This window comes from Stenotrophomonas sp. CFBP 13724, from assembly GCF_014841975.1.
GTDB classification, from domain to species: domain Bacteria; phylum Pseudomonadota; class Gammaproteobacteria; order Xanthomonadales; family Xanthomonadaceae; genus Stenotrophomonas; species Stenotrophomonas lacuserhaii.
Genome location: NZ_JACYUW010000003.1, coordinates 235,546 through 258,755 on the forward strand (window position 1 = coordinate 235,546; position 23,210 = coordinate 258,755).

19 protein-coding genes are annotated in these 23,210 nt (G+C 68.3%); 8 read left to right on the plus strand and 11 right to left on the minus strand.

Features of this window, described 5'->3' with window-relative positions; genetic code table 11:
* Positions 1–65: 65 nt before the first annotated feature.
* Entirely contained in the window at positions 66–725 is a 660-nt protein-coding gene (locus IFT63_RS14585; protein WP_042612089.1) for a YceH family protein, read from the plus strand.
* 46 nt (positions 726–771) lie between these two features.
* Here IFT63_RS14585 and IFT63_RS14590 read toward each other — a convergent pair whose 3' ends face one another.
* Positions 772–1,299, minus strand: a complete 528-nt coding sequence (locus IFT63_RS14590) for a GNAT family N-acetyltransferase (RefSeq protein WP_320505987.1) — start codon at positions 1,297–1,299, stop codon at positions 772–774.
* A gap of 47 nt (positions 1,300–1,346) precedes the next feature.
* Positions 1,347–3,323 carry a UvrD-helicase domain-containing protein gene (locus IFT63_RS14595; protein WP_192084870.1) on the minus strand — a complete coding sequence of 659 codons (1,977 nt, stop codon included), beginning with the start codon at positions 3,321–3,323 and terminating at the stop codon, positions 1,347–1,349.
* Positions 3,324–3,425: 102 nt separating this feature from the next.
* Here IFT63_RS14595 and IFT63_RS14600 point away from each other — a divergent pair, with 102 nt between their 5' ends.
* Together IFT63_RS14600 and IFT63_RS14605 are read left to right on the plus strand one after the other, a co-directional pair.
* Positions 3,426–4,148, plus strand: a complete 723-nt coding sequence (locus IFT63_RS14600) for a sel1 repeat family protein (RefSeq protein WP_192084871.1) — start codon at positions 3,426–3,428, stop codon at positions 4,146–4,148.
* Positions 4,149–4,176: 28 nt separating this feature from the next.
* Positions 4,177–4,791: a thymidine kinase gene (locus IFT63_RS14605; protein ID WP_192084873.1), complete on the plus strand. Its 615-nt coding sequence runs from the start codon at positions 4,177–4,179 to the stop codon at positions 4,789–4,791.
* A 122-nt stretch (positions 4,792–4,913) separates the two neighbouring features.
* On the opposite strand, the gene IFT63_RS14610 is transcribed toward IFT63_RS14605, so the two are convergent.
* The 5 genes from IFT63_RS14610 to IFT63_RS14630 all read right to left on the minus strand — a co-directional run bounded on the left by IFT63_RS14610 (position 4,914) and on the right by IFT63_RS14630 (position 10,894).
* Positions 4,914–6,515, minus strand: coding sequence for a glucan biosynthesis protein D (locus IFT63_RS14610; RefSeq protein WP_042612094.1), 1,602 nt, complete (start codon positions 6,513–6,515; stop codon positions 4,914–4,916).
* A 50-nt stretch (positions 6,516–6,565) separates the two neighbouring features.
* Positions 6,566–9,025: a serine/threonine-protein kinase gene (locus tag IFT63_RS14615; protein WP_042612095.1), complete on the minus strand. Its 2,460-nt coding sequence runs from the start codon at positions 9,023–9,025 to the stop codon at positions 6,566–6,568.
* A gap of 15 nt (positions 9,026–9,040) precedes the next feature.
* A complete protein-coding gene (locus IFT63_RS14620) occupies positions 9,041–9,604 on the minus strand; it encodes an ECF-type sigma factor (RefSeq protein ID WP_042612096.1) in 564 nt (187 codons plus the stop codon).
* A gap of 69 nt (positions 9,605–9,673) precedes the next feature.
* The gene (mutM, locus tag IFT63_RS14625) at positions 9,674–10,486 is read right to left on the minus strand and encodes a bifunctional DNA-formamidopyrimidine glycosylase/DNA-(apurinic or apyrimidinic site) lyase (RefSeq protein WP_042612097.1); all 813 of its coding nucleotides are present in this window, start codon (positions 10,484–10,486) and stop codon (positions 9,674–9,676) included.
* Positions 10,487–10,597: 111 nt separating this feature from the next.
* A complete protein-coding gene (locus IFT63_RS14630; RefSeq protein ID WP_042612183.1) occupies positions 10,598–10,894 on the minus strand; it encodes an EF-hand domain-containing protein in 297 nt (98 codons plus the stop codon).
* 190 nt (positions 10,895–11,084) lie between these two features.
* Between IFT63_RS14630 and IFT63_RS14635 the strand changes: the two genes are divergently transcribed.
* Positions 11,085–11,933 (plus strand): ATP-binding cassette domain-containing protein, encoded by an 849-nt coding sequence (locus IFT63_RS14635; RefSeq protein WP_342450501.1) that lies wholly within the window; start codon positions 11,085–11,087, stop codon positions 11,931–11,933.
* Positions 11,934–11,965: 32 nt separating this feature from the next.
* On the opposite strand, the gene IFT63_RS14640 is transcribed toward IFT63_RS14635, so the two are convergent.
* On the minus strand, positions 11,966–13,171 hold the full coding sequence (locus IFT63_RS14640) for a DUF4785 domain-containing protein (protein ID WP_192084876.1): 1,206 nt from the start codon (positions 13,169–13,171) through the stop codon (positions 11,966–11,968).
* 11 nt (positions 13,172–13,182) lie between these two features.
* On the minus strand, positions 13,183–14,055 hold the full coding sequence (locus IFT63_RS14645; protein ID WP_042612099.1) for a hypothetical protein: 873 nt from the start codon (positions 14,053–14,055) through the stop codon (positions 13,183–13,185).
* Positions 14,056–14,285: 230 nt separating this feature from the next.
* Between IFT63_RS14645 and IFT63_RS14650 the strand changes: the two genes are divergently transcribed.
* Together IFT63_RS14650 and IFT63_RS14655 are read left to right on the plus strand one after the other, a co-directional pair.
* Positions 14,286–15,125 carry a phosphatase PAP2 family protein gene (locus IFT63_RS14650; protein WP_192084878.1) on the plus strand — a complete coding sequence of 280 codons (840 nt, stop codon included), beginning with the start codon at positions 14,286–14,288 and terminating at the stop codon, positions 15,123–15,125.
* A gap of 270 nt (positions 15,126–15,395) precedes the next feature.
* Entirely contained in the window at positions 15,396–16,226 is an 831-nt protein-coding gene (locus IFT63_RS14655; RefSeq protein WP_192084880.1) for a phosphatase PAP2 family protein, read from the plus strand.
* 85 nt (positions 16,227–16,311) lie between these two features.
* Here the strand turns inward: IFT63_RS14655 and IFT63_RS14660 are convergent, their stop codons facing one another.
* A complete protein-coding gene (locus IFT63_RS14660; protein ID WP_042612102.1) occupies positions 16,312–18,579 on the minus strand; it encodes a TonB-dependent receptor in 2,268 nt (755 codons plus the stop codon).
* A gap of 157 nt (positions 18,580–18,736) precedes the next feature.
* Between IFT63_RS14660 and IFT63_RS14665 the strand changes: the two genes are divergently transcribed.
* Both IFT63_RS14665 and IFT63_RS14670 read left to right on the plus strand, forming a co-directional pair.
* Positions 18,737–19,762 (plus strand): TIGR00266 family protein, encoded by a 1,026-nt coding sequence (locus IFT63_RS14665; protein WP_042612103.1) that lies wholly within the window; start codon positions 18,737–18,739, stop codon positions 19,760–19,762.
* A 236-nt stretch (positions 19,763–19,998) separates the two neighbouring features.
* On the plus strand, positions 19,999–20,985 hold the full coding sequence (locus IFT63_RS14670; protein ID WP_042612104.1) for a patatin-like phospholipase family protein: 987 nt from the start codon (positions 19,999–20,001) through the stop codon (positions 20,983–20,985).
* Between the two features lie 148 nt (positions 20,986–21,133).
* On the opposite strand, the gene IFT63_RS14675 is transcribed toward IFT63_RS14670, so the two are convergent.
* Positions 21,134–23,155: a hypothetical protein gene (locus tag IFT63_RS14675; RefSeq protein ID WP_192084882.1), complete on the minus strand. Its 2,022-nt coding sequence runs from the start codon at positions 23,153–23,155 to the stop codon at positions 21,134–21,136.
* Positions 23,156–23,210 lie beyond the last annotated feature (55 nt).

The following is a 23,210-nucleotide window of genomic DNA, read 5'->3' on the forward strand; positions in this document are numbered from 1 at the left end:
CGGCAAAGATGACAGGGGCAGCGGCTATGCTTGATGGCTGTTCCATCGACCCAGCGGAGCCCGCCATGACCGACACCCCCGACACCCCCGCCCGCCCGCTGCTGGATGCCACCCAGGCGCGCCTGCTGGGCTGCCTGGTGGAAAAGGAAGCCACCACGCCGGACACCTATCCGCTGACGGTGAACGCGGCGCAGTCGGCGGCCAACCAGAAGACCGCGCGCGATCCGCTGATGAACCTGGACGCAGGCAATGTGCAGCACGCGCTGCGCCAGCTGGAAAGCATGGGCCTGGCGCGCCAGCATTTTTCCTCGCGTGCCGACCGCTATGAACATCGCCTGCAGGCGGCCCTGGACCTGACCCGCCAGCAGACCGTGGTGCTGGCGCTGCTGCTGCTGCGGGGTCCACAGACGTTGGCCGAGCTGATGACGCGCGCTGAGCGGCTGCATCGCTTCGGCGATGCCGACCAGGCACGCCACGCGATCGAACGCCTGCAGCAGCGCGAGCTGCTGGTGGTGCTGCCGCGTGCCAGTGGCCAGCGCGAAGACCGCTACATGCACCTGCTGTGTGGCGAAGTCGATGGTGCGGCGCTGGCGGCGACGTTCGCCGCGTCGGGTTCGGCATCCACTGGCTCGGGCGGCACCGATCCAGCGCTGGCCCAACGGGTGGCGCAGCTGGAAACCGCCGTTGCCGAGCTGCGCGCCGAGCTGCAAGCGCTGCGCGGCTGAATCGAGGGTTGCCGGCCAGCGGCCGGCACTACCGTGCGGGGCGCGATCAGCGGGCCACGTCGGCCGCGCCAGGCGTGGCGAACAGGGTCACCCATTGCTCGCTGCCGGGCAGCTGGATCGGGCCGCGCTGCTGCATCCCCAGCCGGCGCAGGATCGCCGCGGACGCCAGGTTGTCCGGGCTGATGATGCCGTACAGGTCCTGCAGGCCCAGCGTGCCGCGCGCATGGGCGAACACCGCCTGCGCCGCCTCGCCGGCATAGCCTTGGCCTGCATGCTCGCCCAGCACCGCGTAACCGACATCCGGCCCCGGCAGGCCGTCGCGGCGCACCAGGCCGGCATTGCCCAGCCAGGCCCCATCGGACAGGCGCTCGATCGCATACATGCCGAAGCCGTTCAGCGCGTAACTGTGCAGCACGCGCAGCGCGATGTATTCGCGGGCCTGCTCCTCGCTGCGCACGGCGCGATCGCCGATGAAGCGCACGAAACCAGGATCATTCAGCAGGGCCAGCATGCAGCCGGCATCGCGCTCGGGCTCGATGGGCCGCAGGCGCAGCCGGTCGGTTTCAATCTGCACTGCCGTTCCCGTCGCCGTTGTGGTGGCCGATTGTGCGCACTGCGCGCTCAGTCGAACAAGGCCTGGATGGCCGCCAGGCCGGCGCTGGCCCGTTCCTGCTTGCGCGCCGCATCGGCCACCGGATCGGCCCCGTCGCGCTGTAGTTCTTCGGCCGGCAGTTCGGCGAAGAAGCGGCTGGGTTTGAGCCGGACGTGCTCGCCGAACTTGCGCGTCAGCTTGCTGTGGCTCATCCACAGCTGGACCTTGGCCCGGGTGATGCCCACGTACAGCAGCCGCCGCTCTTCCTGCAGCGTGCCTTCGTCCAGGCTGACCTGGTGCGGCAGCACGCCGTCTTCGCAGCCGACGATGAACACATAGGGGAACTCCAGGCCCTTGGAGGCATGCAGGGTCATCATGCGCACCTGGTTGCCGCCATCGTCCTTGTCGTTGCGCGACAGCAGCGCCAGCTGGCCGGCCAGGTCGGCGGCGGTGGCGCCGCGCGGGCCGCCTTCGAACCACTGCGCCAGCTCTTCGATGTTGTTGGCGCGGCGCTGGTAACTGGCTTCTTCCTTGGCCTGCTGGCGCAGCTCGCTGAGCAGCCCTGATTCCTTGGCCACCTTGCGGATCATGTCGCCGGAAGAGATCTCGCGGGTCTGTGCGCGCAGGTCACGCAGGATGTCGGTGAAGCGCGACAGGCTGTTGGCCGCACGCGGGGGGAGCTGCTGCAGCGCGCCCAGCGCCTCGGCCGCCTGCGCCATCGGCATGTTCTTTTCCGATGCCAGTTCCGCCAGCTTGGCCAGCGTGCCTGCGCCCACGTCGCGCTTGGGCGCCTGCACCGCGCGCATGAAGGCGGTGTCGTCGTCCGGATTCACCAGCAGGCGCACCCAGGCCAGCGTGTCTTTGACTTCCTGGCGCTCCAGGAACACCGTGCCACCGGACAGGTGGTACGGCACGCGCGCCAGCTGCATCGCCTTTTCCAGAGGGCGTGACTGGAAGTTGCCGCGGAACAGGATGCAGAAATCACTCCACGGTACCTGCCGCGCCTGGGCGATGAAGGCGATCTCGGCCGCCACTTTTTCCGCCTCGTGCTCGCTGTTGCGGCACTCCCACACCCGGATGCGTTCGCCGTCGGCCTGGTCGCTCCACAGCTTCTTCAGGTGTTCGTGCGGATTGTTGGCGATCAGCGCATTGGCCGCGCGCAGCACCCGGTTTGAACAGCGGTAGTTCTGTTCCAGCTTGATGATCTGCAGCGCGGGGTAGTCGCGCGCCATCTGCTGCAGGTTTTCCGGATTGGCACCGCGCCAGGCGTAGATGGACTGGTCATCGTCACCCACGCAGGTGAAGTTGCCCTTGTCCCCGGCCAGCTGCTTGAGCAGGCGGTACTGGGCGTCGTTGGTGTCCTGGCACTCATCCACCAGCAGGTAGCCGATGCGTTCGCGCCAGGCGATGGCGATCTCCGGATTCTCCTCCAGCACCTGCACCGGCAGCCGGATCAGGTCGTCGAAGTCCACGGCATTGAAGGCCGTGAGCCGCAGCTGGTAGCGCTCGTAGACGCCGGCCGCTTCCTTCTCGCGGTTGCTGCGCGCCTCGCGCATCGCCTGCTCCGGTGACAAGCCGGCGTTCTTGGCGCGCGAAATAAGGTTCTTCACGTCCTCGATGTCATCCGGCTTGGCGCCATGCATCAGGTCCTTGACCTGGGCGTTGCTGTCGTCGGCATCGAAGATCGAGAAGCCGCGCTTCAGGCCCACCGCAGCGTGTTCGATCTGCAGGAACTTCAAGCCCAGCGCATGGAAGGTGCAGATGGTGACGTCTTCGGCGTCCTGGTCACGCAGGCGCCGGGCCACGCGCTCGCGCATTTCCTTGGCCGATTTGTTGGTGAAGGTGATCGCGGCGATGCGCCGGGCCGGATAGCGGCCGCAGCCGATCAGGTGGGCGATTTTCTCCACGATGACGCGCGTCTTGCCGCTGCCGGCACCCGCCAGTACCAGCAAGGGGCCTTCGATGTGCAGCACTGCTGCGCTTTGGGGGGGGTTGAGTCCGTGCATGTACTGCAGATTGTAGCGGGGGCACCCTGACCTCCGGCAGGTTGCGCTCGCCCGCCCAGCTGCGGATAGTGGCGGCATACCCCGTTTCACAGGAAGTGACCGATGGACCTGAACAGGTTTGCCTGCCGCGCGGTGCTCGCCGTCGCCCTGCTGTCGCCGCTGCACGCCGCCCAGGCGCAGCTGGCCGCCGAAAACGTCCCGCTGTCGCTGCAGGAACACGCAGTGGTCAGTTCACCGGCCTTCCTGAAAGCGCACCCGGACCTGCGTTACCGGCAGCTTGGCCTGGCGGCTGTCGAGCGCGACAAGCTGGAAGATGCGCGTCGTTACTTCCGCCTGGGCGCCCAGCATGCCGACAAACTGTCGCAGGCGCTGATGGCCGAGCTCCTGTGGAACGGCAAGGGCGGCCCGGTCGACCGCGCACTGGGCTATGCCTGGATGGACCTGGCGGCCGAGCGTGGCACCGAATGGCTGGTGGTGCGTCGCGAACAGTACTGGGCCGCCCTGGACGAAGCCGAGCGCAAACGCGCGATCAGCGAAGGCCAGAAGCTGTACGCCGAGTACGGCGACCCGGTGGCAAAGCCGCGGCAGGAACGCGAGATGCGCCGCAACATGGGGGAGATGACCGGCAGCCGCACCGGTGCACTGGGTTCGACGGTCATGCAGGTCCGCTTCAACGGGCAGATGGTGCGGGTGGTGCCGGAGATCTACTACGCACCGCGGCTGTGGCAGCCCGAAGCCTACTGGAAGTGGCAGGGCCAACAGCTGGACGCGGGCAACGTCAGCAGCGTGGACGTGGGTGCCCCGCATCCGCTGCGCGGCGACTGAGTCCGCCCGCTGCGGCTAGAATCTGCCGATGGCCAAGCTCTATTTCTATTATTCGGCGATGAACGCCGGCAAGACCACTACGCTGCTGCAGAGTGCGCACAACTACCGCGAGCGCGGCATGCGGGTGGCGATCCTTACCCCGCGACTGGACAACCGCGCCGGCAGCGGCGTGGTGGCCTCGCGCATCGGGCTGAAGGCCGATGGCATGGCCTTCGAACGCGACAGCGACCTGCAGCGCCTGGTTGAAGCCGATATCGCCGCGCACGGCCCGCTGGGCTGCGTGCTGGTGGACGAAGCGCAGTTCCTCAGCCGGGCCCAGGTCTGGCAACTGAGCGAAGTGGTCGACCAGCTGCGCATCCCGGTGCTCTGCTATGGCCTGCGCACCGACTTCCGCGGTGAGCTGTTCGAAGGCAGCCAGTACCTGCTGGCCTGGGCCGACGAGATGCAGGAGATCAAGACCATCTGCCACAGCGGCAAGAAGGCGACCATGACCGTGCGCGTGGACGAGCACGGCCACGCGGTGCAGGACGGCCCGCAGGTGGAGATCGGCGGCAACGAACGCTATGTCTCGGTCAGCCGCGCCGAGTTCAAGAAGATCACCCGCGGCGAAGGCCGGATCGACCCGGTGCTCGCCGGCGGATGAAGCGGTAGCGCGGTAGCGCCGAGCCATGCTCGGCGAGCGCGAAGCGCGGCTTGCCTCGATCACGGTGCCGGAAGGATTCCGCCGAGCATGGCTCGGCGCTATCGCTCCCCCGTTTACAGGGCTCAGTACAGCGTGCGCTCGGGCGCTCCGGCCGGCGGCGGACTGTACTGGTACAACCAGGTTTCCGTCAGCGTCTTGCCCCCGCTGCGCAGGAACAGCCGAATATCGATCTGCGCGGTGCTGTCATCGCCCGGCACCAGGTCGAACATGGCCCGGTAGCCATTGATCTCGCGCAGCGGCCGGGCCGAGACGATTTCCAGCTTGCCACGGCTCGCCTGCACCACGGCCTCCACCTCGCCCTTGTCGATCAGGCTGGCCAGCTCGCCACCGGCGAAATCCACCGCGAAGCGCCACGAGAAGTAGTTGCGCTTCTTGCCGATGATGCCGCCCAGGCCGGTGCGGGTGGCCACGGTGTGCGCCAGCGGCGAACGTGCCGGCGGCTCGGCGCCCCAGTACAGGCGATAGCCGACCAGCAGCTCCTGCCCGGCCTGCGGCTTGTCCTTCGGGTTCCAGAACGCGACGATGTTGTCGAAGGTCTCATCCACGGTCGGGATTTCGACCAGCTGCACCGAGCCTTCGCCCCATTCGCCCTTCGGCTCCACCCACAGGCACGGGCGCTTCTCGTAGAACACGCCGTCATCCTGGTAATGGTCGAATTCGCGGTCGCGCTGCAGCAGGCCGAAGCCACGCGGATTGCGGTCGACGAACATGTTGAAGCGCAGCTCGCGCGGGTTCACCAGCGGGCGCCAGATCCACTCGCCGCCACCGCTCCACATCGCCAGTCCGTCGGTATCGTGGATCTCCGGACGCCAGTCCCACGCCATGCGGCGATCGTTCTCACCAACCTGGAACATGCTGGTGCACGGTGCGATGCCGAGCCGCTCGATGGCTTTGCGCGGGTACAGCGCGCTGTCGATGTCCATCAACAGCACATCGCCATTGGTGATGGCGAAGCGGTAGGCGCCGGCCACGCTAGGCGAGTCCAGCAACGCATAGACCACGATGGTGTCCGAGTCGTTGTCCGGACGTTCGAGGTAGTAGGCGATGAAGTCCGGGAACTCTTCCGGGCCACCGGTCCCGGTGTCGATCGCCAGGCCGCGCGCCGACTGCCCGTACTGGCCTTCCTTGCCGACCGCGCGGAAGTAACTGGCGCCGAGGAATGCAGCGAAATCGCGATCGGTATCCTTGCGCGTGTTGAGCCGGAAGCCGGCAAAGCCGAGATCGGCCGGGAGCTGGCCATCCTTGATCCCGCTCTTCCCATAATCGAAGGCGGCACCGTCGTAGGCCAGTTCCTGCGCCTTGCCGTCGACCACGTCGAACATCCGCACCGGCGAATGGAAGTACAGCCCCAGGTGGAAGAACTTGGCCTGGAACCGGCCCGGCTCATTGCCCCACAGCGCATGGTCCTGGCGGTAACGGATCGACTGGTAGGCATCCCAGCTCAGCGCTTCCACCGGGCCCGGCAGGGTCCGTTTGTGGGTCTTGTAGGGCGCTGCGGCCAGCGCGCGCGCCTGGCCCTTCAGGCTGGCGAAATCGAACGGCACCGGCTGCCCGAGGCGGCGCAGGCCGACCTGTCGGCTTGCCGCGGCGCCCACGTTCAATGCAGGCAGGCCGAAGGCAGCCAAGGCCAGGGAAGCGTTGCGGATAAAATCGCGTCGTTGCATTCGAAGGCAGCCGGGGGCATGGAGGGTCGGCCATTATTCCAACAGATTCGTTAATTGTTGGCACTGGCCGGCGATATCTGTTCAGCTGGCCGCGGCAGGCGGGCCAAGCGCAGGTCCAGCTGGCGGACTGCCGAAGACGGAATGCCGCGCTGGGCGATCAGCAACTGGCGTGCCTCGCGCCACGCGGCAGCGGCGCGCGTGGGGCTGCCCGCCACCCGTTCGGCCTCGCCCAGGTCGAGCAGGCCCTGCGGTAGCAGGGCCACATGGTCAGGCTGGCGCCAGATACGTACGGCGGTGCGGTAGTGGCTGACCGAGGCCTGGGCATTTCCATCCGCCTTGGCGAGGTCGCCCAGGGCATGTTCGGCCAGGCCGACTTCACGGTGGTCCGGTCCCAATGCGAAGGCCAGCTTGTCCCGCACTTCGCCGAGCACAGGGCCCGCCCACGCCCGGCCCCCCTGCTGCAGTGCCAGCAGCGCGCGGGCACGCTGCACCACCAGGGTTTCCGGATGGTCCGGGCCGAACGCCTGCACTGCCGATTGCAACGCCTGGTCGAGTGCCGCGGAGGCCTCTGCGGCCTTTCCGCTACGTGCCAGCATCTGCCCCAGCTGGCGCCGCATCCCGATGGCTTCCGGGGTGCCCGGTGCAGCGCGCTGCAGCAGTGCCAGCGCCTGCTGGTAGCCCTCCCGTGCACGCGCGTCCAGGCCGGCTTCGGCATCCAGCCCGGCCAGCCCCGCCAGCGCACCGGCGATGCCACGCGGGTTGCCCTCCCCGCGCTGGTACAGCGCCAGGGCGCGGATGAAGGCAGCGCGCGCACCACGGACCTGGCCGAGCTGGGTCTGGCAATGGGCCAGTTCGCTGGCGAAGCCCGCCACGGCGGTCGGCAGCAGGTCCTGCTGCTGGTCGGCGATGGACGCTGCGGCCTGCAGGTGGGCGACGCACTCGCGGTCACGGCCCAGCATGCGCAGTGCGCGCGCGCGCTGGGTCACCGCTTCCAGCTGCAGCGCGCCCGGCACGTCCCGTTGTGCCTGCAGCAGCGCGCGTTGCTGATCCAGGATGCGCAGGGCCGTCTGGTAGTCACCCAGTCCGATGTGCAGGCGTCCGATGACCCCCTCCATTTCGGCCAGCGCCAGCGGCTGCCCGGCCAGTTCTGCCTGCGCACGCTGCTGTCCGGTTTCCAGCAGCTGGCGCACGTCGAAGTGGCCTTGGCGGACGCTTGCCGCGCGATCAAACAAGCCGATGTTGAAGTCCTGCATCGCCTGCGCGCGGGCGGTCTCCAGGCGGGCCTGGCGCGCCTGCCAGACGGCCATCGTCGATACCGCCAGCAAGGCCGACAGGGCCAGGCTGGCGCCGGTCACGCCCCAGCGATGGCGCTGTAGATACTTGCGCAGGCGATACCCGGTGCCGGGCGGATGGGCGCGCAGCGGCCGTCCATCCAGAAACCGGCGCAGGTCTTCGGCCAGGGCATCGACCGATCCGTAGCGCTGCTGCGGATCCTTGGCCATCGCCTTGCCCAGCAGCAGGTCCAGGTCGCCCCGCACGCGTCTGGCAAGACGCCGCGCGGCAGCCGGCACCGACCTCCCGGCCTCACCCTGCAGCAACCGACGCGATGCGGGCATTGGCTGGACATCCAGGATGGAGCGCTCCCACTCGCTGTCGGAATGCCGTCGCAGGCGGTAAGGCTTGTGCCCGGTGACCACTTCGTAGATCACCACGCCCAGCGAGTACACATCGGTACGGGTGCTCAGCGGATCGCCCCTTACCTGCTCTGGCGCCGCGTAGTGCAGGGTGAACGCGCGCGGCTCGCCGGGGGCGGCCACTGCCGCGGCGCCTTCCGGATCCAGCAGTTGGGCGATGCCGAAATCCAGCAGCTTGACCCCCCCATCAGCCACCAGGATGTTGGAGGGCTTCAGGTCGCGGTGCACCACCAGGTTGGCATGCGCATGGGCCACCACCGAACACACCTGCAGCATCAGCCGCAGCCGTTCTTCCAGCGGCAGCATGCCGCGCTGGCAGTACTCGGTGATCGGCTCGCCCTGCACGTAATCCAGCGCGAAGTAAGGATGCCCCTGCGGGTCGATGCCTGCGTTGTGCAGCTGTGCAAGATGCGGATGCTGCAGCCGGGCCAGGATCTGCCGCTCGCGCGCAAAGCGCGCATGCAGGCCGGGCTCGGCCAGGCCGCTGCGCAACAGCTTCAGGGCGACCTTGCGCTCGTACATGCCGTCGCAGCGCTCAGCCAGCCAGACCTCGCCCATCCCGCCTTCGCCAAGCAGCTGCAACAGGCGGTAGGGACCGATGCGGGTGCCCTCGCGCGATGATCCGGGCGCGGAAAACACCGGCTGGGCCATGAACTGCTCGCTGTCGCGTGCATGGGCCAGCATTTTTTCCAGCTCGGCGGCCAACCCCGGGTCACGTCCGGCGATCTGCCGCAGGCGTTGCAGGCGACCGTCTTCATCCAGTTCCAGCAGCTGGTCCAGCCATGAGGACAATTCACGCCAGCGCAGGGCATCCATGGGTGGTGTTCGCGCTCAGTCCCCGCTTACTTCGGTCAGCAGGAACAGGCGCGCCTTCTGCCAGTCGCGCCGGATGCTGCGCTCGGAACGCTGGCTCAGTTCGGCGATCTGCTGTTCGGTCAGGCCGGCGAAGTAGCGCAGTTCAACCACGCGTGCCAGGTGCGGATCCAGCGCCTGCAGGCGCTCCAGCGCCACGTCCAGCGCCAGCAGGTCCTCGTCCATGCGGATGCCGCTGCTGCTGTTTTCCGGGATGTCCACCCGTTTGAGGTCACCGCCGCGCTTGCGCGCCAAGCGGTTGCGGGCGTAGTCCACCACCACGCTGCGCATGGCCGAGGCCGCATAGGCGAAGAAGTGCGCACGGTCCTCGAAGCGTGCCCCGCCGCGGCTGCCGAGCAGTTTCAGGTAGGACTCGTGCACCAGCGAGGTGGCATCCAGGGTGCGGCCCTGCTGGCCGGCCAGCTGCCGCCGGGCCATCCCATGCAGCTCCTGGTAGAGCACGGTGAGCACGCGGTCCAGCGAGGCACGGTCGCCGCCGCGCGCGGCGTCCAGCCACACAGTGATGTCAGATCCTTCATCCATCGCAGCGCCTGCTCCCACGGGAGTCGTGGCGCGACTATAGCCCTGTCCAGCGCGCTTGGCCAAAAAGCCTCAGCGCTGGCAGGAACCGCACCAGACGCTGGCCCGCTGGCCGATGGTGGCGTGCTTCAACGGCCGCCCGCAGGACCGGCAGGGCTGGCCGTCACGCCCGTAAACCGACAACTCCTGTTCGAAGTAGCCGGGCGCGCCATCGGGACTGATGAAGTCGCGCAGGGTGGTGCCACCGCGGGTGATCGCATGCTGCAGGATCTGCTTGACCGCCTCCGCCAGCCGTACATAGCGCTCGCGCGATACCTTGCCGGCCTCGCGCAGCGGGCTGATGCCGGCCCTGAACAGGCTTTCGGCCGCATAGATGTTGCCCACCCCCACCACCACCGCCTGGTCCATCAGGAAGGTCTTGATCGGCGCCTTGCGGCCACGGCTGCGCTGGAACAGGTAGTCACCATCGAAGGCATCGTCCAGCGGCTCCGGGCCCAGCCCCTGCAGCAGCGGATGGATCTGGCCCGGGGGCTGCCACAGCAGGCTGCCGAAACGACGCGGGTCGTTGAAGCGCAGCAGACGGCCGTTGTCCAGGCTGATGTCCACGTGGTCATGCGCACGCAGCGGCGTATCGCCTGGCAGCACGCGCAGGCTGCCGGACATCCCCAGGTGCAGCAGCGCACTACCGGCTTCGGTATCCAGCAGCAGGTATTTGGCACGTCGGCGCACCTCCACGATGCGCTGCCCCGGCAACAGGGTGGCCACCTCGTCGGGGATCGGCCAGCGCAGCTCCCTGCGGCGCAGGATCACCCCATGGATGGCACGTTCCAGCAGATGCGGCGCCAATCCACGCCGGGTGGTTTCAACTTCGGGCAACTCAGGCATGCGCAGATTCTACGCCCGCCGGCTGTTGCTGACGGCGTCGGACGGAACCCGCCGAGCATGGCTCGGCGCTACCGCGTTCCGAAGACTCCCGCACCTGTCAGTGCGCCACACTCACCGCGGCGGCGCCGCCAGCTCGCGCGCATCCAGGAACCCATCGTGGTTCGCATCCTGCTTGTGGAATCGCTGCACCAGCGTCTGCCGCTGCTGCTCCCGGGTGATCGGCCGCCCCTTGCCGCCCGGCAGCTCGCTGGCGTCCAGCACGCCATCTCCATCGGCATCCATCCGGTCGAAGGCGTACATCATCCACTGCACATACTCGGCTTCGCTGACGCGGCCATCTGCATCGGCATCGATGCGCTGCAGGTAGGTGCCGGTATCGGTCACCTGCGCCTGCACCGCGCCGGTCATGCAGAGCAGCACCAGGGCCAGGCGCAGAACGATCCCAGGCCCGCGTGGCAGCGAGGTGATCAAGTAGGTGATGGCGGCCTCCTGGCCGGGGTGCGGCCGGTATCTGCGGGGTGCAGACATGATGGCCCCTGGCTTGGCAAACTGCATCCCTGCGCCGCCACGGCGCGCGCCTTCCAGCCGGGAACCTGCGTTGTCCAGCCTGAATCCAGCCGCCGTTGCACCGCCCGCAGCCGATGCCGGCACCCTCCCGCCGTTGATTGAACTGGATCGCGCCAGCGTGATGCGCGGCCAGGTAAAGGTGCTGCATGGCCTCAGCCTGCGCATCGCGCAGGGCCAGCACACCGCGCTGCTCGGACCCAACGGCTGCGGCAAATCCACCTTCATCAAACTCATCACCCGCGAGCTGTATCCGCTGGCACACGCCGACGGTCACGTGCCGGTGAAAGTGCTGGGCCAGAACCGCTGGCAGGTCGACCGGCTGCGCTCGCAGCTGGGCATCGTCACCGGCGACCTCAGCAGCACGCTCGCCGACATGCCGGGCCTGACCGTGGAACAGGCGGTGCTGACCGGATTCTTCGCCAGCTACGTGCTGCCTGCCTTCCGCGAGATCACCCAGGAGATGCGCGAGCGCACGCGCCAGACCCTGGCGATGACCGGCGCGCTGGCGCTGCACGGTCGCACCTATGCAGAGCTTTCGGCCGGAGAGACCCGGCGCGTGTTGATCGCCCGGGCACTGGTCAACCGTCCGCACGCGTTGTTGCTGGACGAGCCATCCACCGGGCTGGACCTGGTGGCCCGGCAGCAGCTGGTCGATACCATGCAGTCACTGGCGCGCCAAGGCATCACGCTGGTGCTGGTCACCCACCACGTGGAAGAGATCATTCCCGAAATCGACCGCGTGGTGCTGCTGCGCGACGGCCGTGTACTGGCCGATGGCGCGCGCGCCGAACTGCTGTGTGATGCGCCCTTGTCGGCCGCGTTCGGCGGCTCGATCTCCGTGGTGGAGCAGCACGGACGGCTGGCCGCGTACGCGGGATAGCACCGCACGGCCGTTGCAACTGGGCAGCCGGATCAGAACCGAAGCGCGGCAGCGCGCGACTCGATCGGTGCCATCCGGCTCTGGTCCTGCAGTTGCAGGTCGCGCAGTTCATACGGCGGGCCAAATCCCGCCGGCAACGCGGCCTGGTCGAACGGCAGTACCAGCGCCCCCTGCCCGGGACCCTCGAACCAGGCGGCGGCATGGGCCTGCGCGACGGGTTTCAACTGCCCATCGGCCGCGCTGGCGTACAGGGTGCCGCGTGCTTCGTAACGCCCCGCTGCTGCCACCTGCAGTGACACGCTGACCCGGCGGCTGGCGGGATCGGCCGTGGCCTGCCCGCTGAAACGCGCCGTCGGCAGCGCGGCAGCGAAGGCGACCGTGCCATCACGCAGCGCGCCGTCAGCCTGTGCGAACACCTGCAGCTCCCATAGACCCTGCGTGTTGCCCACGTCGGCGGGAATACGCACCTGCGCGCGCAGGCTGCCATCTGGCATGGGCCGCAACTGCTGCGGCCAGCTGCGGCCATCCGGTGCGACCAGCAGGGCATGGCCGCCGAAACCGCTTCGGGGCGTGCCCGCCTGCGGTCTGCCGACGCCGTCTTCGCGCAGGCGTGCCTGCAACTGCAGGCTGTCGCCGGCCAACAACCGCGAATGGCTGGCCTGGACTTCCAGCCGCAGCGGGCTGTTGCGCTCCAGCACCTGCACCACGTAGTGGCCGCGTGCCTGGCGACTGTGCAGGCGGTAGACCCCGGCCGTGCTGGTTGCGCCGGTCCGCAGCATGCGCGTGCCATCGCTTACCGGCATGCCGGCGTCCTGCAACACACGTGAATCGACAATGTGGGCCCCGCTGCTTCGCCCTGCCGGATCGCGCAACTGCAATGACCCCGCCGACAGCGCGCGGGCGCCCGGCGCCGGGCTGAGCTGGATCACCGCGTCCGGTGCGGTCAGTGGCAACGCCAGGCCGCGCTGCAGTTCGGCTGCATCGACCTGCTGCCAGTAGCTGCGGCTGACGGCCGCATGGGGCGCAGGCGCCTGCAGCGGCTGCGCCGGGTCCAGCGCCCAGGCGAAGGCCAGCGGTACCTGCTCGCTTTCATCGTCGGTGGGCAACGGCGCGGCGATCAGGGTGGCCGGTACCTGGTCGCCCGCCCCGGCGGCGCGCAGCGGTTGTGCGGCCGCTGTGGGCGCGGTGGACAGGATCGCCAGCACGGCAACGGCCAGGAGGGTGGAATGCATCGTCATGAGGGTGTCCGTCACTGGGTCAGGTCATTGCGCAGAAGTGTGCCGAGGCCAAAACACGCGCGGCGGCTCTGGTTGTGGCTGAGCGGTTCGGCGCCGTGCGTGCGCGCGGTGTCGGTGAACCACACGGTGCCGGCCGCCTTCTGGCTGCTGCAGTCGAGGAAACCGTCCGAACACGAAGAAAGCCAGTTCCGGGTGAACTCCAGGCCGAGGTTGGCGGCATAGCCTCCGCAGTAACTGTCCGCGTCAGTAGGCGCCGAGTCCACATCGCTGCCGACCACCGCGCGGAATGGCGTGGGCAGGGCCGGGCGACCGCCGGTGCCATACAGGTTCTGCGCGTTGTAAGTGGCCATGTGGGCCACCTGCTGCTGACGAACGGCGTCGTTTCGCTTGCCCAGCAACCAACCCAGCAGGGTTTCGAAGGTGCTGCCATTGATCACTGCGTCGGCCAACGGTGTACCGGCCGAAGACGGTGCCAGCGCGGTGACCTTCTGCAGCGTGTGGATGATCTTTGGATAGCGGCGGTCGTAGGTCGGATTGGACAGGATCCAGCGCACGACGTTGCCACCGTTGGAGTGGGTGATGACCACCAGCCGGGTGACGCCGCGCCTTTCGATGAAGCCGGACAGCTGCTCGGCCAGGCAGCCGGCGGCTTTCGGCTTCCACATGTACTGATTGAAGTCGCAGTTGATGACGATGTAATTGCGCTTGTCCGGCAGGCCCTGGCGGACACTGTCGATGATGGCCGGCTGCCAGTAGGTCCGGGTGGCATTGGTCGGTGCACCGGTGCCGTGCACGAAGGCCACGCCGAGGCCATCGGCCGCCTGCGCGGGCTGCACGCCCACCAGCAGGGCCAGTGCGGTAGTTCGTAATGCGGTGCTGTGCATGGCATTTCTCCCTGGTCTGCGGGTCCCGGAACCCTGTATGGGCCTGATGCTCGGCGCGATCTTGGGCGTAGTCCGTGCGCAGCCCCGGGAATCAAGACATTTCCGACATTCGGCAGCGGCTTTGTCCCAAGCACAGGGCCATGCCGGTTCTGGCCGTATGCGCGACGGACGCTGCACAGGGCGATCCGGACTGCGATCATTGCCGGCGAGCCCCAGTCCCGAGCCTGCCCATGTCCTTGATCTCCCGCCGTGGCCGCACCCTGCCCTGGCTTGCCGTCGCACTGTCACTGGTGGGATGCGCGGCAACCACCAGCAGGCCGACCGCTGTTGAGGCCAACCTCACAACCAAGGCGGTGGGCTACCTGGACGCCGCGTCGGTGCCTGCCAGCCTGGCGCTGGTGCCTGCACCGCCGGTGGCCGGCTCGGCCGGCTTCGCGCTGGACGAACAGGTCAGCCAGGAGGCACGGGCGCTGCGCGGCACGCCGCGCTTCAGCCAGGCCACGCACGATGCCGAACTGGGCTTCCCAAAGGGCGCCAACCAGTTCTCCTGCGCCATCGACCTGGACGTGGACGCGCAGCGCACGCCGGCGTTGTACCGCCTGCTGGAACGCAGCCGCATCGATGCCAGTGCCGCGACCCGCACCGCCAAGAAACACCACCAGCGCCCGCGTCCGTTCATGGTCAACGGCGAACCCACCTGCACCCCGCAGGACGAAGCCGGCCTGCGGCGCAACGGCTCCTATCCCTCCGGCCACACCTCGATCGGCTGGGCGTGGGCGCTGTTGCTTTCGGAAATCGTGCCGGACCGCGCCGATGCCATCATCGCGCGCGGCCGCAACTACGGCGAAAGCCGCCTGGTGTGCAACGTGCACTGGCAGAGTGACATCCTGGAGGGCCGCTTCATGGGCGCCGCCGCCGTGGCACGGTTGCATGACAATCCGGCTTTCCAGCGTGACCTGCTCGCGGCGCGCAGGGAAATCACGGTTGCACGGGCGCAGGGTGCGCACTCCAGCCGCGACTGTGCGGCCGAGGAAGCGGTGCTGAAGGTGCGGCCGGCCAGCGCGCTGTAGTCCATCGAGGCATCCGGCAGGGGTCATCGCGCGCGATGACGCCGCCGACGCTGGCAGGTTCCGCAGGTGCGTCGGGCCGCTGCCTGCCATCGTGTCAGGCAATCGGCTGCACGCCATGGCCTTGCGGCCCGCTGCCGACCGCCGCGGTCCACCCGCGCAGGGCAGTGACGCTCTGCGCCACGGTGCTGCCTTGCAACGGGCGGCAGCGTGCCGACAGGCGTGCACCGTCGTGCAACGCTGCCGCTTCCATCGCATGCGGAATTCCCCTCCATGACACACCACCCGACAGCCGCCATCGCGCGGACCAGACCGTTTGCGTTGGCCGCCCTGTCGCTGGTCGCCACCACCTCACCGGTGGCTGCCAAGGTCACCGGCTATCTTGTCGAAACGCAGGTGCCGGACAGCATCGCGCTGCTCCCCGCGCCGCCTGCCGCAGGCACGGTGACCGCAGCCCTGGATGCGCAGGTCAGCGATGAAGCGCTCGCACTGCGCGGCACCGAGCGGTTTGCCCAGGCCAGCCGGGATGCCGACGATTCATTCCCCAAAGGCCCGATGCAGCCGGGTGCCAACCAGTTCAGCTGCGCACTGGGGATCGACGTGGACGCCGCGCGCACCCCGGCCCTGCTCAGCCTGCTGCAGCGCAGCCGCCGCGACGCCAGCGCCACCGCGCGTCCGGCCAAGAACCAGTATCTGCGCCGGCGGCCCTACGTGGTCAACGCAGCGCCGACCTGCACCCCGGAAGAGGACGACAAGAAACGCGATACCGGCTCGTATCCATCCGGCCACGGCATCGCCGGCTGGGCGTGGGCGCTGATCCTCGCCGAGGTGGCACCGCAGCGGGCCGATGCGATCTTCGCGCGCGGTCGCAGCTACGCTGAAAGTCGCCTGGTCTGCAACATGCACTGGCACAGCGATATCGTACAGGCGCGGTTCCTCGGCGCCACACTGGTCGCGCGGCTGCACGACAACCCGGAGTTCCAGGCCGACCTGCTCGCTGCAAAACGTGAAATCGCAGCCGCACGCGCGGCCGGTCGATCGTCCAGCCGCGATTGCGCGGCCGAGGAAGCGGTACTGAAGGTGCGTCCACAAAGCGCGCTGTAAATGAAAAACGGCGCAGAAGAATCCGCGCCGTGGATGACCATCGGCTGGGTGGCGACCTCAGGCCGCCACCACGTTTCCCGGTCGGTCAGAACTTCGCGGTGAACTCCACGCCGAAGGTACGCGGCTCGTTGAGGAAACCGGTCAGGTTGTTGAAGTCGATCGCCCCGACCACCCGAACCTGGTCGGTCAGGTTGCGACCGAACACAGCGACGTCGTACTGGCCGTAATCCCAGTTGTAGCCCAGGCGCAGCCCGCCTTCCAGCGAGCTGCGGCTGCGGAACTCCGGCGATTCGTAGAGGAAGAAGTTGACTTCACTCTTGTACGCCCAGTCGGTGTAGACGTAGAACTCGCTGGCATCGGTGACCGGGAAGCCAGCACGCAGGGTCAGGTTGTGGATCCACTTCGGCGCCTGCGGCAGCGAATTGCCGTTGACCAGCGCATAGGTGCCGCCGTTGATCACCGTGGTCGGATCGGTGATGGTGCAGCCGCCGCCGCAGATCGCTACCGCCAGGTTGGGGTCCTTGATCTCGGTGTCGTTGTAGCTGCTGCCCAGGGTCAGCAGCACGTTGTCGGTCAGGTAGGCTTCGAAGTCGAGCTCGAAGCCTTGGCCGATGGTCTTGTCGGCATTGAGCAGCGTGGCGGTGTTGTTGGTGCCGCCCACGGCGATCAGCTGCTGGCCGTCCACGTCATAGCGGAACACGCTGAAGCCCAGGCGCGCACGGCGGTCGAACAGGTCGGCCTTGATGCCGGCCTCGTACGAAATCACCTTCTCCGAGTCGGCCTGGGTGACCCCGCCGAAGGCCAACCGGCCCTGGATCGACGGCGCACGGAAGCCCTTGGCCACGCGCGCGTAGGCATTGACGTTTTCGGTCAGTGCATACACACCGCTCAGGTCCCAGCTGACATCGTCGACATCGCTGTTGGCAACGTACGGGCCGCTGACCGGCGTACCACCGGCGACCGCCTGCAGCACGCTGGCGGTGAAGTCCTTCTTGTCCTGGGTATAGCGCACGCCGGCACGCAGCTTGAACCGCTCGGTGACGTCGAAGTCGCCGGAGGCGAACGCCGCCCACGCCTTGTTGCGCTGCTGCTGCACGGCATGGCCGCTCTGCGGATTGCCTGGGGTCAGCGAGTCGTAGTTGAAGCTGTCGATGGTGACGTCTTCATCGAAGTAGAACACGCCGGCCTGCCAGTCGAAACGGCCCCATTCGTTGGATTCGACGCGGAATTCCTGCGTCCACTGGCGGTGGCTCGGCAGGCCATCGGCCGACTCGGACGGGAACGGGATGAAGCCCGGACCATAGTTGCCGGCGCCCAGGAAGGCGGCACCGTAGCCACCGTCGATGTCGCCGTGGTTGAGCGATTCGGCGGTTTCATAGCCGGTGATCGAGTGCAGGGTGACCCGGCCAAGATCCCACTTCAGGCGCGCGCTGCCGCCCCAGGTTTCCAGGTCGGAGAAGTTCTGCCCGTCGGTGGACACTTCATCACGATCGAAGTTTTCCACCAGCTTGTTGCTGCCGGGCTGGATGATGTTGGCGCGGAACAGGCGCGCGGTGCCGTTGAGCTTGCGCTTGTGCAGGTTGAACAGGCCTTCGAAACCGTCGCCTTCGTACAGGAACTGCACGCGCGCAGCGCCTTCGTCGTAGCCTTCGAAACCCTGTGCCGGTGCGTCGCTGCGGGTGTTGCTTACCCAGTCGTCGCGGCGCTGGTAGAGGGCCGATACGCGGGCCGACCAGCGGCTGGTCAGCGGGCCGCCGTAGGCGCCCTGCACGTTCCAGGTGTCGTAGCTGCCATAGGCGACCCTGACGTAGCCGTCAGCGTCCTGCGACGGACGGGCCGAATCGAACTTGACCACGCCGGCCGGGGTGTTGCGGCCGAACAGCGTGCCCTGCGGGCCGCGCAGCACTTCCACGCCGGCCAGGTCGAACAGCGGGAAGCCCTTCAGCAGCGGACTTTCCTGCACCACGTCGTCGTAGACCAGCGACACCGGCTGGGAGGCGTTGAGGTCGAAATCGGTGTTGCCCAGGCCGCGGATGTAGAAGCGCGGGAAGGCACGGCCGTAGGACGATTCGATGTTCAGGCTGGGCACGCGGCCGGCCAGGAAGCGGATGTCGTCACCGGCCGAACCGAGGACATCGAGCTTCTCCCCTTGGATCGCAGTGATCGCCACCGGCACGTCCTTGGCGTTCTCGACGCGGCGCTGTGCGGTCACGGTGAGCGCATCGAGCGCGACCGGATCCTTGCTGGCCGGAGCTTGCTGGGCAACTGCGGACAGCGGCAGCAGGGCGGAGAGAGCGAGAACGAGCGGACGCACGACCGGTCGGCGGTCGTGGACGGAACGGTTCGGGGACATGGCGGTAGGCTGTGTTGGGAGGGGTGGTGGAACGGCGCTACCAGATAATTGTTGCAATACAACACGCTGGCCGCAAATGCCGCGCGTTCATGGCCGTCGCCGGGGCGCTGGCCAGCCCGCTAGACTCGTCGTTCCCGCACCCCTTGGAATCACAGCGATGAACCAGTGGTACTTCCATGTCCCCGGCCAGGCCGAGCGCGTTGGGCCCTTCGATGAGCAGGCCGCACGCCGCTTCGCCCAGGCCAATCCGCGCGCGCTGGCCTGGTGCCAGGGGATGAGTGGCTGGATGGCGATCGGCGAGGTCCCCGAACTGCGCAGCGAGGCCCCCGGCATGTCCAGCGCACCGCCCCCGGTGCCAGGCCACGGCGCGGGCAGCCAGCGCGCGGACGACATCGATTTCCGCATCGTCGGCCATGAAATGCAGTTCGTGGAGATCGAACTGGACCCGGGCGAGAGCGCGATCGCCGAAGCCGGCGCGCTGATGTTCAAGGATTCGGCGGTGCAGATGGATACCGTGTTCGGCGATGGCTCGCACAGCGGCCAGGGCGGCGGCTTCATGGACAAGCTGATGTCGGCCGGCAAGCGCGTGCTGACCGGCGAGAGCCTGTTTGCCACGCTGTACACGCATACCGGCCACGGCAAGGCCAAGGTGGCTTTCGCCGCGCCCTACCCCGGCACGGTGCTGCCGATGAAGCTGGACGAGCACGGCGGGCGGCTGATCTGCCAGAAGGACAGTTTCCTCGCCGGCGCGCGCGGGGTGCAGATCGGCGTGCAGTTCCAGCGCAAGATCATGACCGGCCTGTTCGGCGGCGAAGGCTTCATCATGCAGAAGCTGGAAGGCGACGGCTGGGTGTTCATCCATGCCGGCGGCTGCGTGGTCGAACGCGAACTGGCGGCCGGCGAGCGGCTGGACGTGGATACCGGCTGCGTGGTCGCTTACCACGCCAGCGTGGACATGGACGTGCGCCGGGTTGCCGGCATCAAGAGCATGGTGTTCGGCGGCGAAGGCGTGTTCCTGGCCACCCTGACCGGCCCCGGCAAGGTCTGGCTGCAGTCGCTGCCGTTCTCGCGGCTGGCTGGCCGGATGTGGATGGCCGCGCCGCAGGGCGGTGGCCAGAACCGCGGCGAGGGCTCGGTACTGGGCGGCCTGGGCCGGATGCTGGACGGCGACAACCGCTTCTGAGAGGAAAGCGGCCCGCTTGCGCCCCTCCGCCCGGTGGGTGAGGACCGTTGGTCGTCACGCTCTCGCTCCGTGACCCTGCTGCCACTGGCCGAAAGGCCGTGACGACCAACGGTCGTCACCCACCGCGATTGACGGCCAGCGGCCGTCACTACCAACTGAATGCGTGCAGCCACTGCCCCCGCAGCGGCTCCGCGCTTCGCTATGCTGGCGCTCTTTCCTGCTGCGTCTCCTTGCCGATGAGTCTTTCCCGCACCCGTGTGATGCTGTCCGTTGCCCTGCTCGGCCTGCTGGCCGGTTGTGGTGGCGAGAACGCCCGCCCCACTCCGCCGCCTGCGCCCACCGTGGTGCAGCCCACCAAGCCGGTGAAGATCGGCATCGCCCTCGGCGGCGGCGCGGCCAAGGGCTTCGCCCATATCGGCGTGATCAAGATGCTGGAAGCCAACGGCTTTGAACCGGTGGTGGTGTCCGGCACCAGTGCCGGCAGCGTGGTCGGTGCGCTGTACGCCAGCGGCATGGATGCCTTCGAGATGCAGACCAAGGCGGTGGCACTGGACGAAGCCAGCATCCGCGACGTGCGCCTGTTCTCCGGTGGACTGGTGCAGGGCCAGAAGCTGCAGGACTACGTCAACCAGCAGGTCGGCAACAAGCCGGGCGAACGCCTGCGCAAGCCGTTCGCAGCGGTGGCCACCAACCTGGAAACCGGTGAGCGCGCGGTGTTCGTGCGCGGCAACGTCGGCCAGGCGGTGCGTGCGTCCAGCAGCATTCCGGGCGTGTTCGAACCGGTGAAGATCGGCCAGAACAATTTCGTGGATGGCGGCGTGGTCAGCCCGGTGCCGGTGGACGCAGCGCGCCAGTTGGGCGCCGAGTTCGTCGTCGCCGTGGATATCTCCAGCAAGGCCAGCGGTCGTACGCCGACCGGCATGCTGGGCATCGTCAACCAGTCCATCGCGATCATGGGCCAGCGCCTGGGCGAACAGGAACTGGCGCGCGCGGACATCATCATCCGACCGCGCGTGCTGGATATCGGCGCGTCCGATTTCAGCCAGCGCGGCAAGGCTATCCTGGAAGGCGAGAAGGCCGCGATGGCCGCCATGCCGCAGATCCGCGCGAAGATCGAGCAGATCCAGCGCGCGCGCGCCGCCGCCCTGCTGCCGCCGCCCAAGCCGAAGTGCGATGAGCCTTCGCGCATGGGCCGGCTGATGGGCCGCAAAGCCGACTGCTGACCCTCGGCAGTGACGGCCGCTGGCCGTCCTGCTGTTGCTCCTTTGCCGCTGCGCTCGCCGAGCGTGGCTCGGCGCTACCGGGCTCCTGCTGCGGTGGGTGACGACCGTTGGTCGTCACGCTTGCCGAGCGTGGCTCGGCGCTAACGCTTCAGCGCTTCACATGCCCGGCGGCGCGGCGCTTTTCCATGCGCCGGGTTTCCAGCGTCTCGGCATGGCGCTGCGCGCTCAGCTGCAGCTGTTCCATCGCATCGCCCGGCAGCCACAGCTGTTGGCTGCCACGGGTCAGCCCCAGGTAGGCCGCACGCACCGGGCTGTGCGCCTGGCGCGTCTCGTAGCCGGTGATGAAGCAGCATGCCGACATCGCCACCCGGTCGAACTGCAGGTTCTTTGCATGCTGGGCCAGGCACAGCGTGATGGCTGCGTCCTGCGCGGGCACCAGCGCCGCCAGCAGCTGCTCCAGTGCGGTTGAATCGAATCCACCGGAAAACAGCGCCGGGATATCACCCTGCCCGCGCTGCTCGCAGGCTTCCACGAAGGCCTCCCAGCGCCGGCTCGACTCGCCCCGCCGCACGCTTCGCCACGCATCGATCGGCGCCTGCGCTTCTTTCTGCAGCAGGCGCAGCGAAGCCGGATGCACGTGCACGCGCGCACCCTGCGCGAGCAGCTGGTTGGCTTCCTGCAGCAGCCGCCACAGGCTGCCGTACAGGCGTGCCCCGGACGGCGGCACCTGCGACCACGTGGCATAGCGGCGCACACCGGTGGCGCGGTCGCTGGCGCCCATGAAGCGTTCGCTGGACGCCCCGATGTCATCCAGCGCCAGTGACTGGTTGACCAGGCCATCCACCTGGCTTCCCTGGCGCACCGATTGGCTCATTTCCAGCACCTTGGAGCTCGACCAGCGCGATGCGCGCCCGACCAGCCGTTGGTGCGGATCGCCCAGGCTGACCACGCCGGGCGCATGCCGGGCCAGCACCTGCTTCCAGGCCGGACTCAGTTCATGCGCCTCATCCACCAGCAGCATGCCCAGCCCGACCGGCGGCGCCACGCCCTGCAGCTCCAGCCATTTGCCGAGGTGGCCGGTATTGAGGCTGAGGCAACCGCCCTTCTGCACGCCGGCATCGAACATGCAGCGCCAGACGTGCTCGGCGGCCGCCACGTAGGGCGCCGCGTCGAGCATCGCCCATGGCAGCGAACGGTCGAAGTGCGCGGCCTGCAACGTCGGCGATGACGACGCACACCACCGGTTGATGCCCTCCAGGGCCGTCATCAGCACCTGCTCGGGTACGCGCTGGCCGATGCCCTGCAGGCCGATCCGGCGGGTGATCTCCCAGGCCGGGATCGTGCTCAGCCGGTAGGTCGGCACGAAGCCGTTGCCGCGGCCACTGCGTGCGGCCTGCTGCACCATCAGGTTGGCCAGTTCGATCTGGGTCAGCAGCCGCGTGCCGGAATCGGCGGGCAGCCGCGGGCGGAAGGCTTCGACCTGGCCACGCGACGGCGCGATGTAGGTATAGCGGCCTGGCCGGGCGTCCATCAGCGCCAGCACCAGATGGCTTTTCCCGGTACCGGCGTAGGCGTCCAGGTCGATCAGTTCATCCGGGTTGGCGGCGATGGCGCGCAGCACGCGCGCCTGTTCGCTGGTGAACAGCCCGTTGCGCTCGATGGCCCCGGTGGCACGCGGCGCCTGCTCCTCGGGATCCGAGTCGGGCTCGACCGCTTCGTCCTCGTCGTCGGGCGCGGCGGTGGCCGGGTAACGGATGGTGTGCTCGGCCAGGGTGACCTGGCAGGCGGCCTGGAAGTCCGCGCCGGGATAGGCATCGGGCGAGGCGGCGACGAAGCGCTCCACGGCCTCGTCCGGCGCCAGCAGCACACCGTGCATGGCCAGCTCGGCCAGCCACGCATCCAGCGCCGGCTGCCCTTGGCCGCCCTTCCCGCTCAGCTGCGCGGCGGCTGCACTTCCGTCGTCGGCGGCGAACAACGCGCACGCATCGTGCAGCAGGCGCTCCAGTTGCGCCCCCGGATGGGCATGCAGGCGGCACAGCTGGGCAGCCAGCAGACCCGCCTGTTCCAACGGCGTCGACGGCGGCGTGCCGCGGCCCAGGTGCTGCGCCAGCGTCCGCCGCCGCAGTGGCAGGAAATGGGTGGTGTCGGTAAAAGGCGCGGTGTCGGGCATGTCGATGATCGAAAGAGGTGCTGCAGCCAACGCCCCTGTTCGACGCTACCGCTGC

Excerpts from the sequence above, each read along its gene's own strand:
- IFT63_RS14660 (WP_042612102.1), bottom strand. The coding sequence starts at position 18,579 with ATGTCCCCGAACCGTTCCGTCCACGACCGCCGACCGGTCGTGCGTCCG.
- IFT63_RS14585 (WP_042612089.1), top strand. The coding sequence starts at position 66 with ATGACCGACACCCCCGACACCCCCGCCCGCCCGCTGCTGGATGCCACC.
- IFT63_RS14620 (WP_042612096.1), bottom strand. The coding sequence starts at position 9,604 with ATGGATGAAGGATCTGACATCACTGTGTGGCTGGACGCCGCGCGCGGC.
- IFT63_RS14675 (WP_192084882.1), bottom strand. The coding sequence starts at position 23,155 with ATGCCCGACACCGCGCCTTTTACCGACACCACCCATTTCCTGCCACTG.
- IFT63_RS14640 (WP_192084876.1), bottom strand. The coding sequence starts at position 13,171 with ATGACGATGCATTCCACCCTCCTGGCCGTTGCCGTGCTGGCGATCCTG.
- IFT63_RS14665 (WP_042612103.1), top strand. The coding sequence starts at position 18,737 with ATGAACCAGTGGTACTTCCATGTCCCCGGCCAGGCCGAGCGCGTTGGG.
- IFT63_RS14615 (WP_042612095.1), bottom strand. The coding sequence starts at position 9,025 with ATGGATGCCCTGCGCTGGCGTGAATTGTCCTCATGGCTGGACCAGCTG.
- IFT63_RS14670 (WP_042612104.1), top strand. The coding sequence starts at position 19,999 with ATGAGTCTTTCCCGCACCCGTGTGATGCTGTCCGTTGCCCTGCTCGGC.
- IFT63_RS14655 (WP_192084880.1), top strand. The coding sequence starts at position 15,396 with ATGACACACCACCCGACAGCCGCCATCGCGCGGACCAGACCGTTTGCG.
- IFT63_RS14645 (WP_042612099.1), bottom strand. The coding sequence starts at position 14,055 with ATGCACAGCACCGCATTACGAACTACCGCACTGGCCCTGCTGGTGGGC.
- IFT63_RS14605 (WP_192084873.1), top strand. The coding sequence starts at position 4,177 with ATGGCCAAGCTCTATTTCTATTATTCGGCGATGAACGCCGGCAAGACC.
- IFT63_RS14600 (WP_192084871.1), top strand. The coding sequence starts at position 3,426 with ATGGACCTGAACAGGTTTGCCTGCCGCGCGGTGCTCGCCGTCGCCCTG.
- IFT63_RS14650 (WP_192084878.1), top strand. The coding sequence starts at position 14,286 with ATGTCCTTGATCTCCCGCCGTGGCCGCACCCTGCCCTGGCTTGCCGTC.
- IFT63_RS14595 (WP_192084870.1), bottom strand. The coding sequence starts at position 3,323 with ATGCACGGACTCAACCCCCCCCAAAGCGCAGCAGTGCTGCACATCGAA.
- mutM (WP_042612097.1), bottom strand. The coding sequence starts at position 10,486 with ATGCCTGAGTTGCCCGAAGTTGAAACCACCCGGCGTGGATTGGCGCCG.
- IFT63_RS14630 (WP_042612183.1), bottom strand. The coding sequence starts at position 10,894 with ATGACCGGCGCGGTGCAGGCGCAGGTGACCGATACCGGCACCTACCTG.
- IFT63_RS14610 (WP_042612094.1), bottom strand. The coding sequence starts at position 6,515 with ATGCAACGACGCGATTTTATCCGCAACGCTTCCCTGGCCTTGGCTGCC.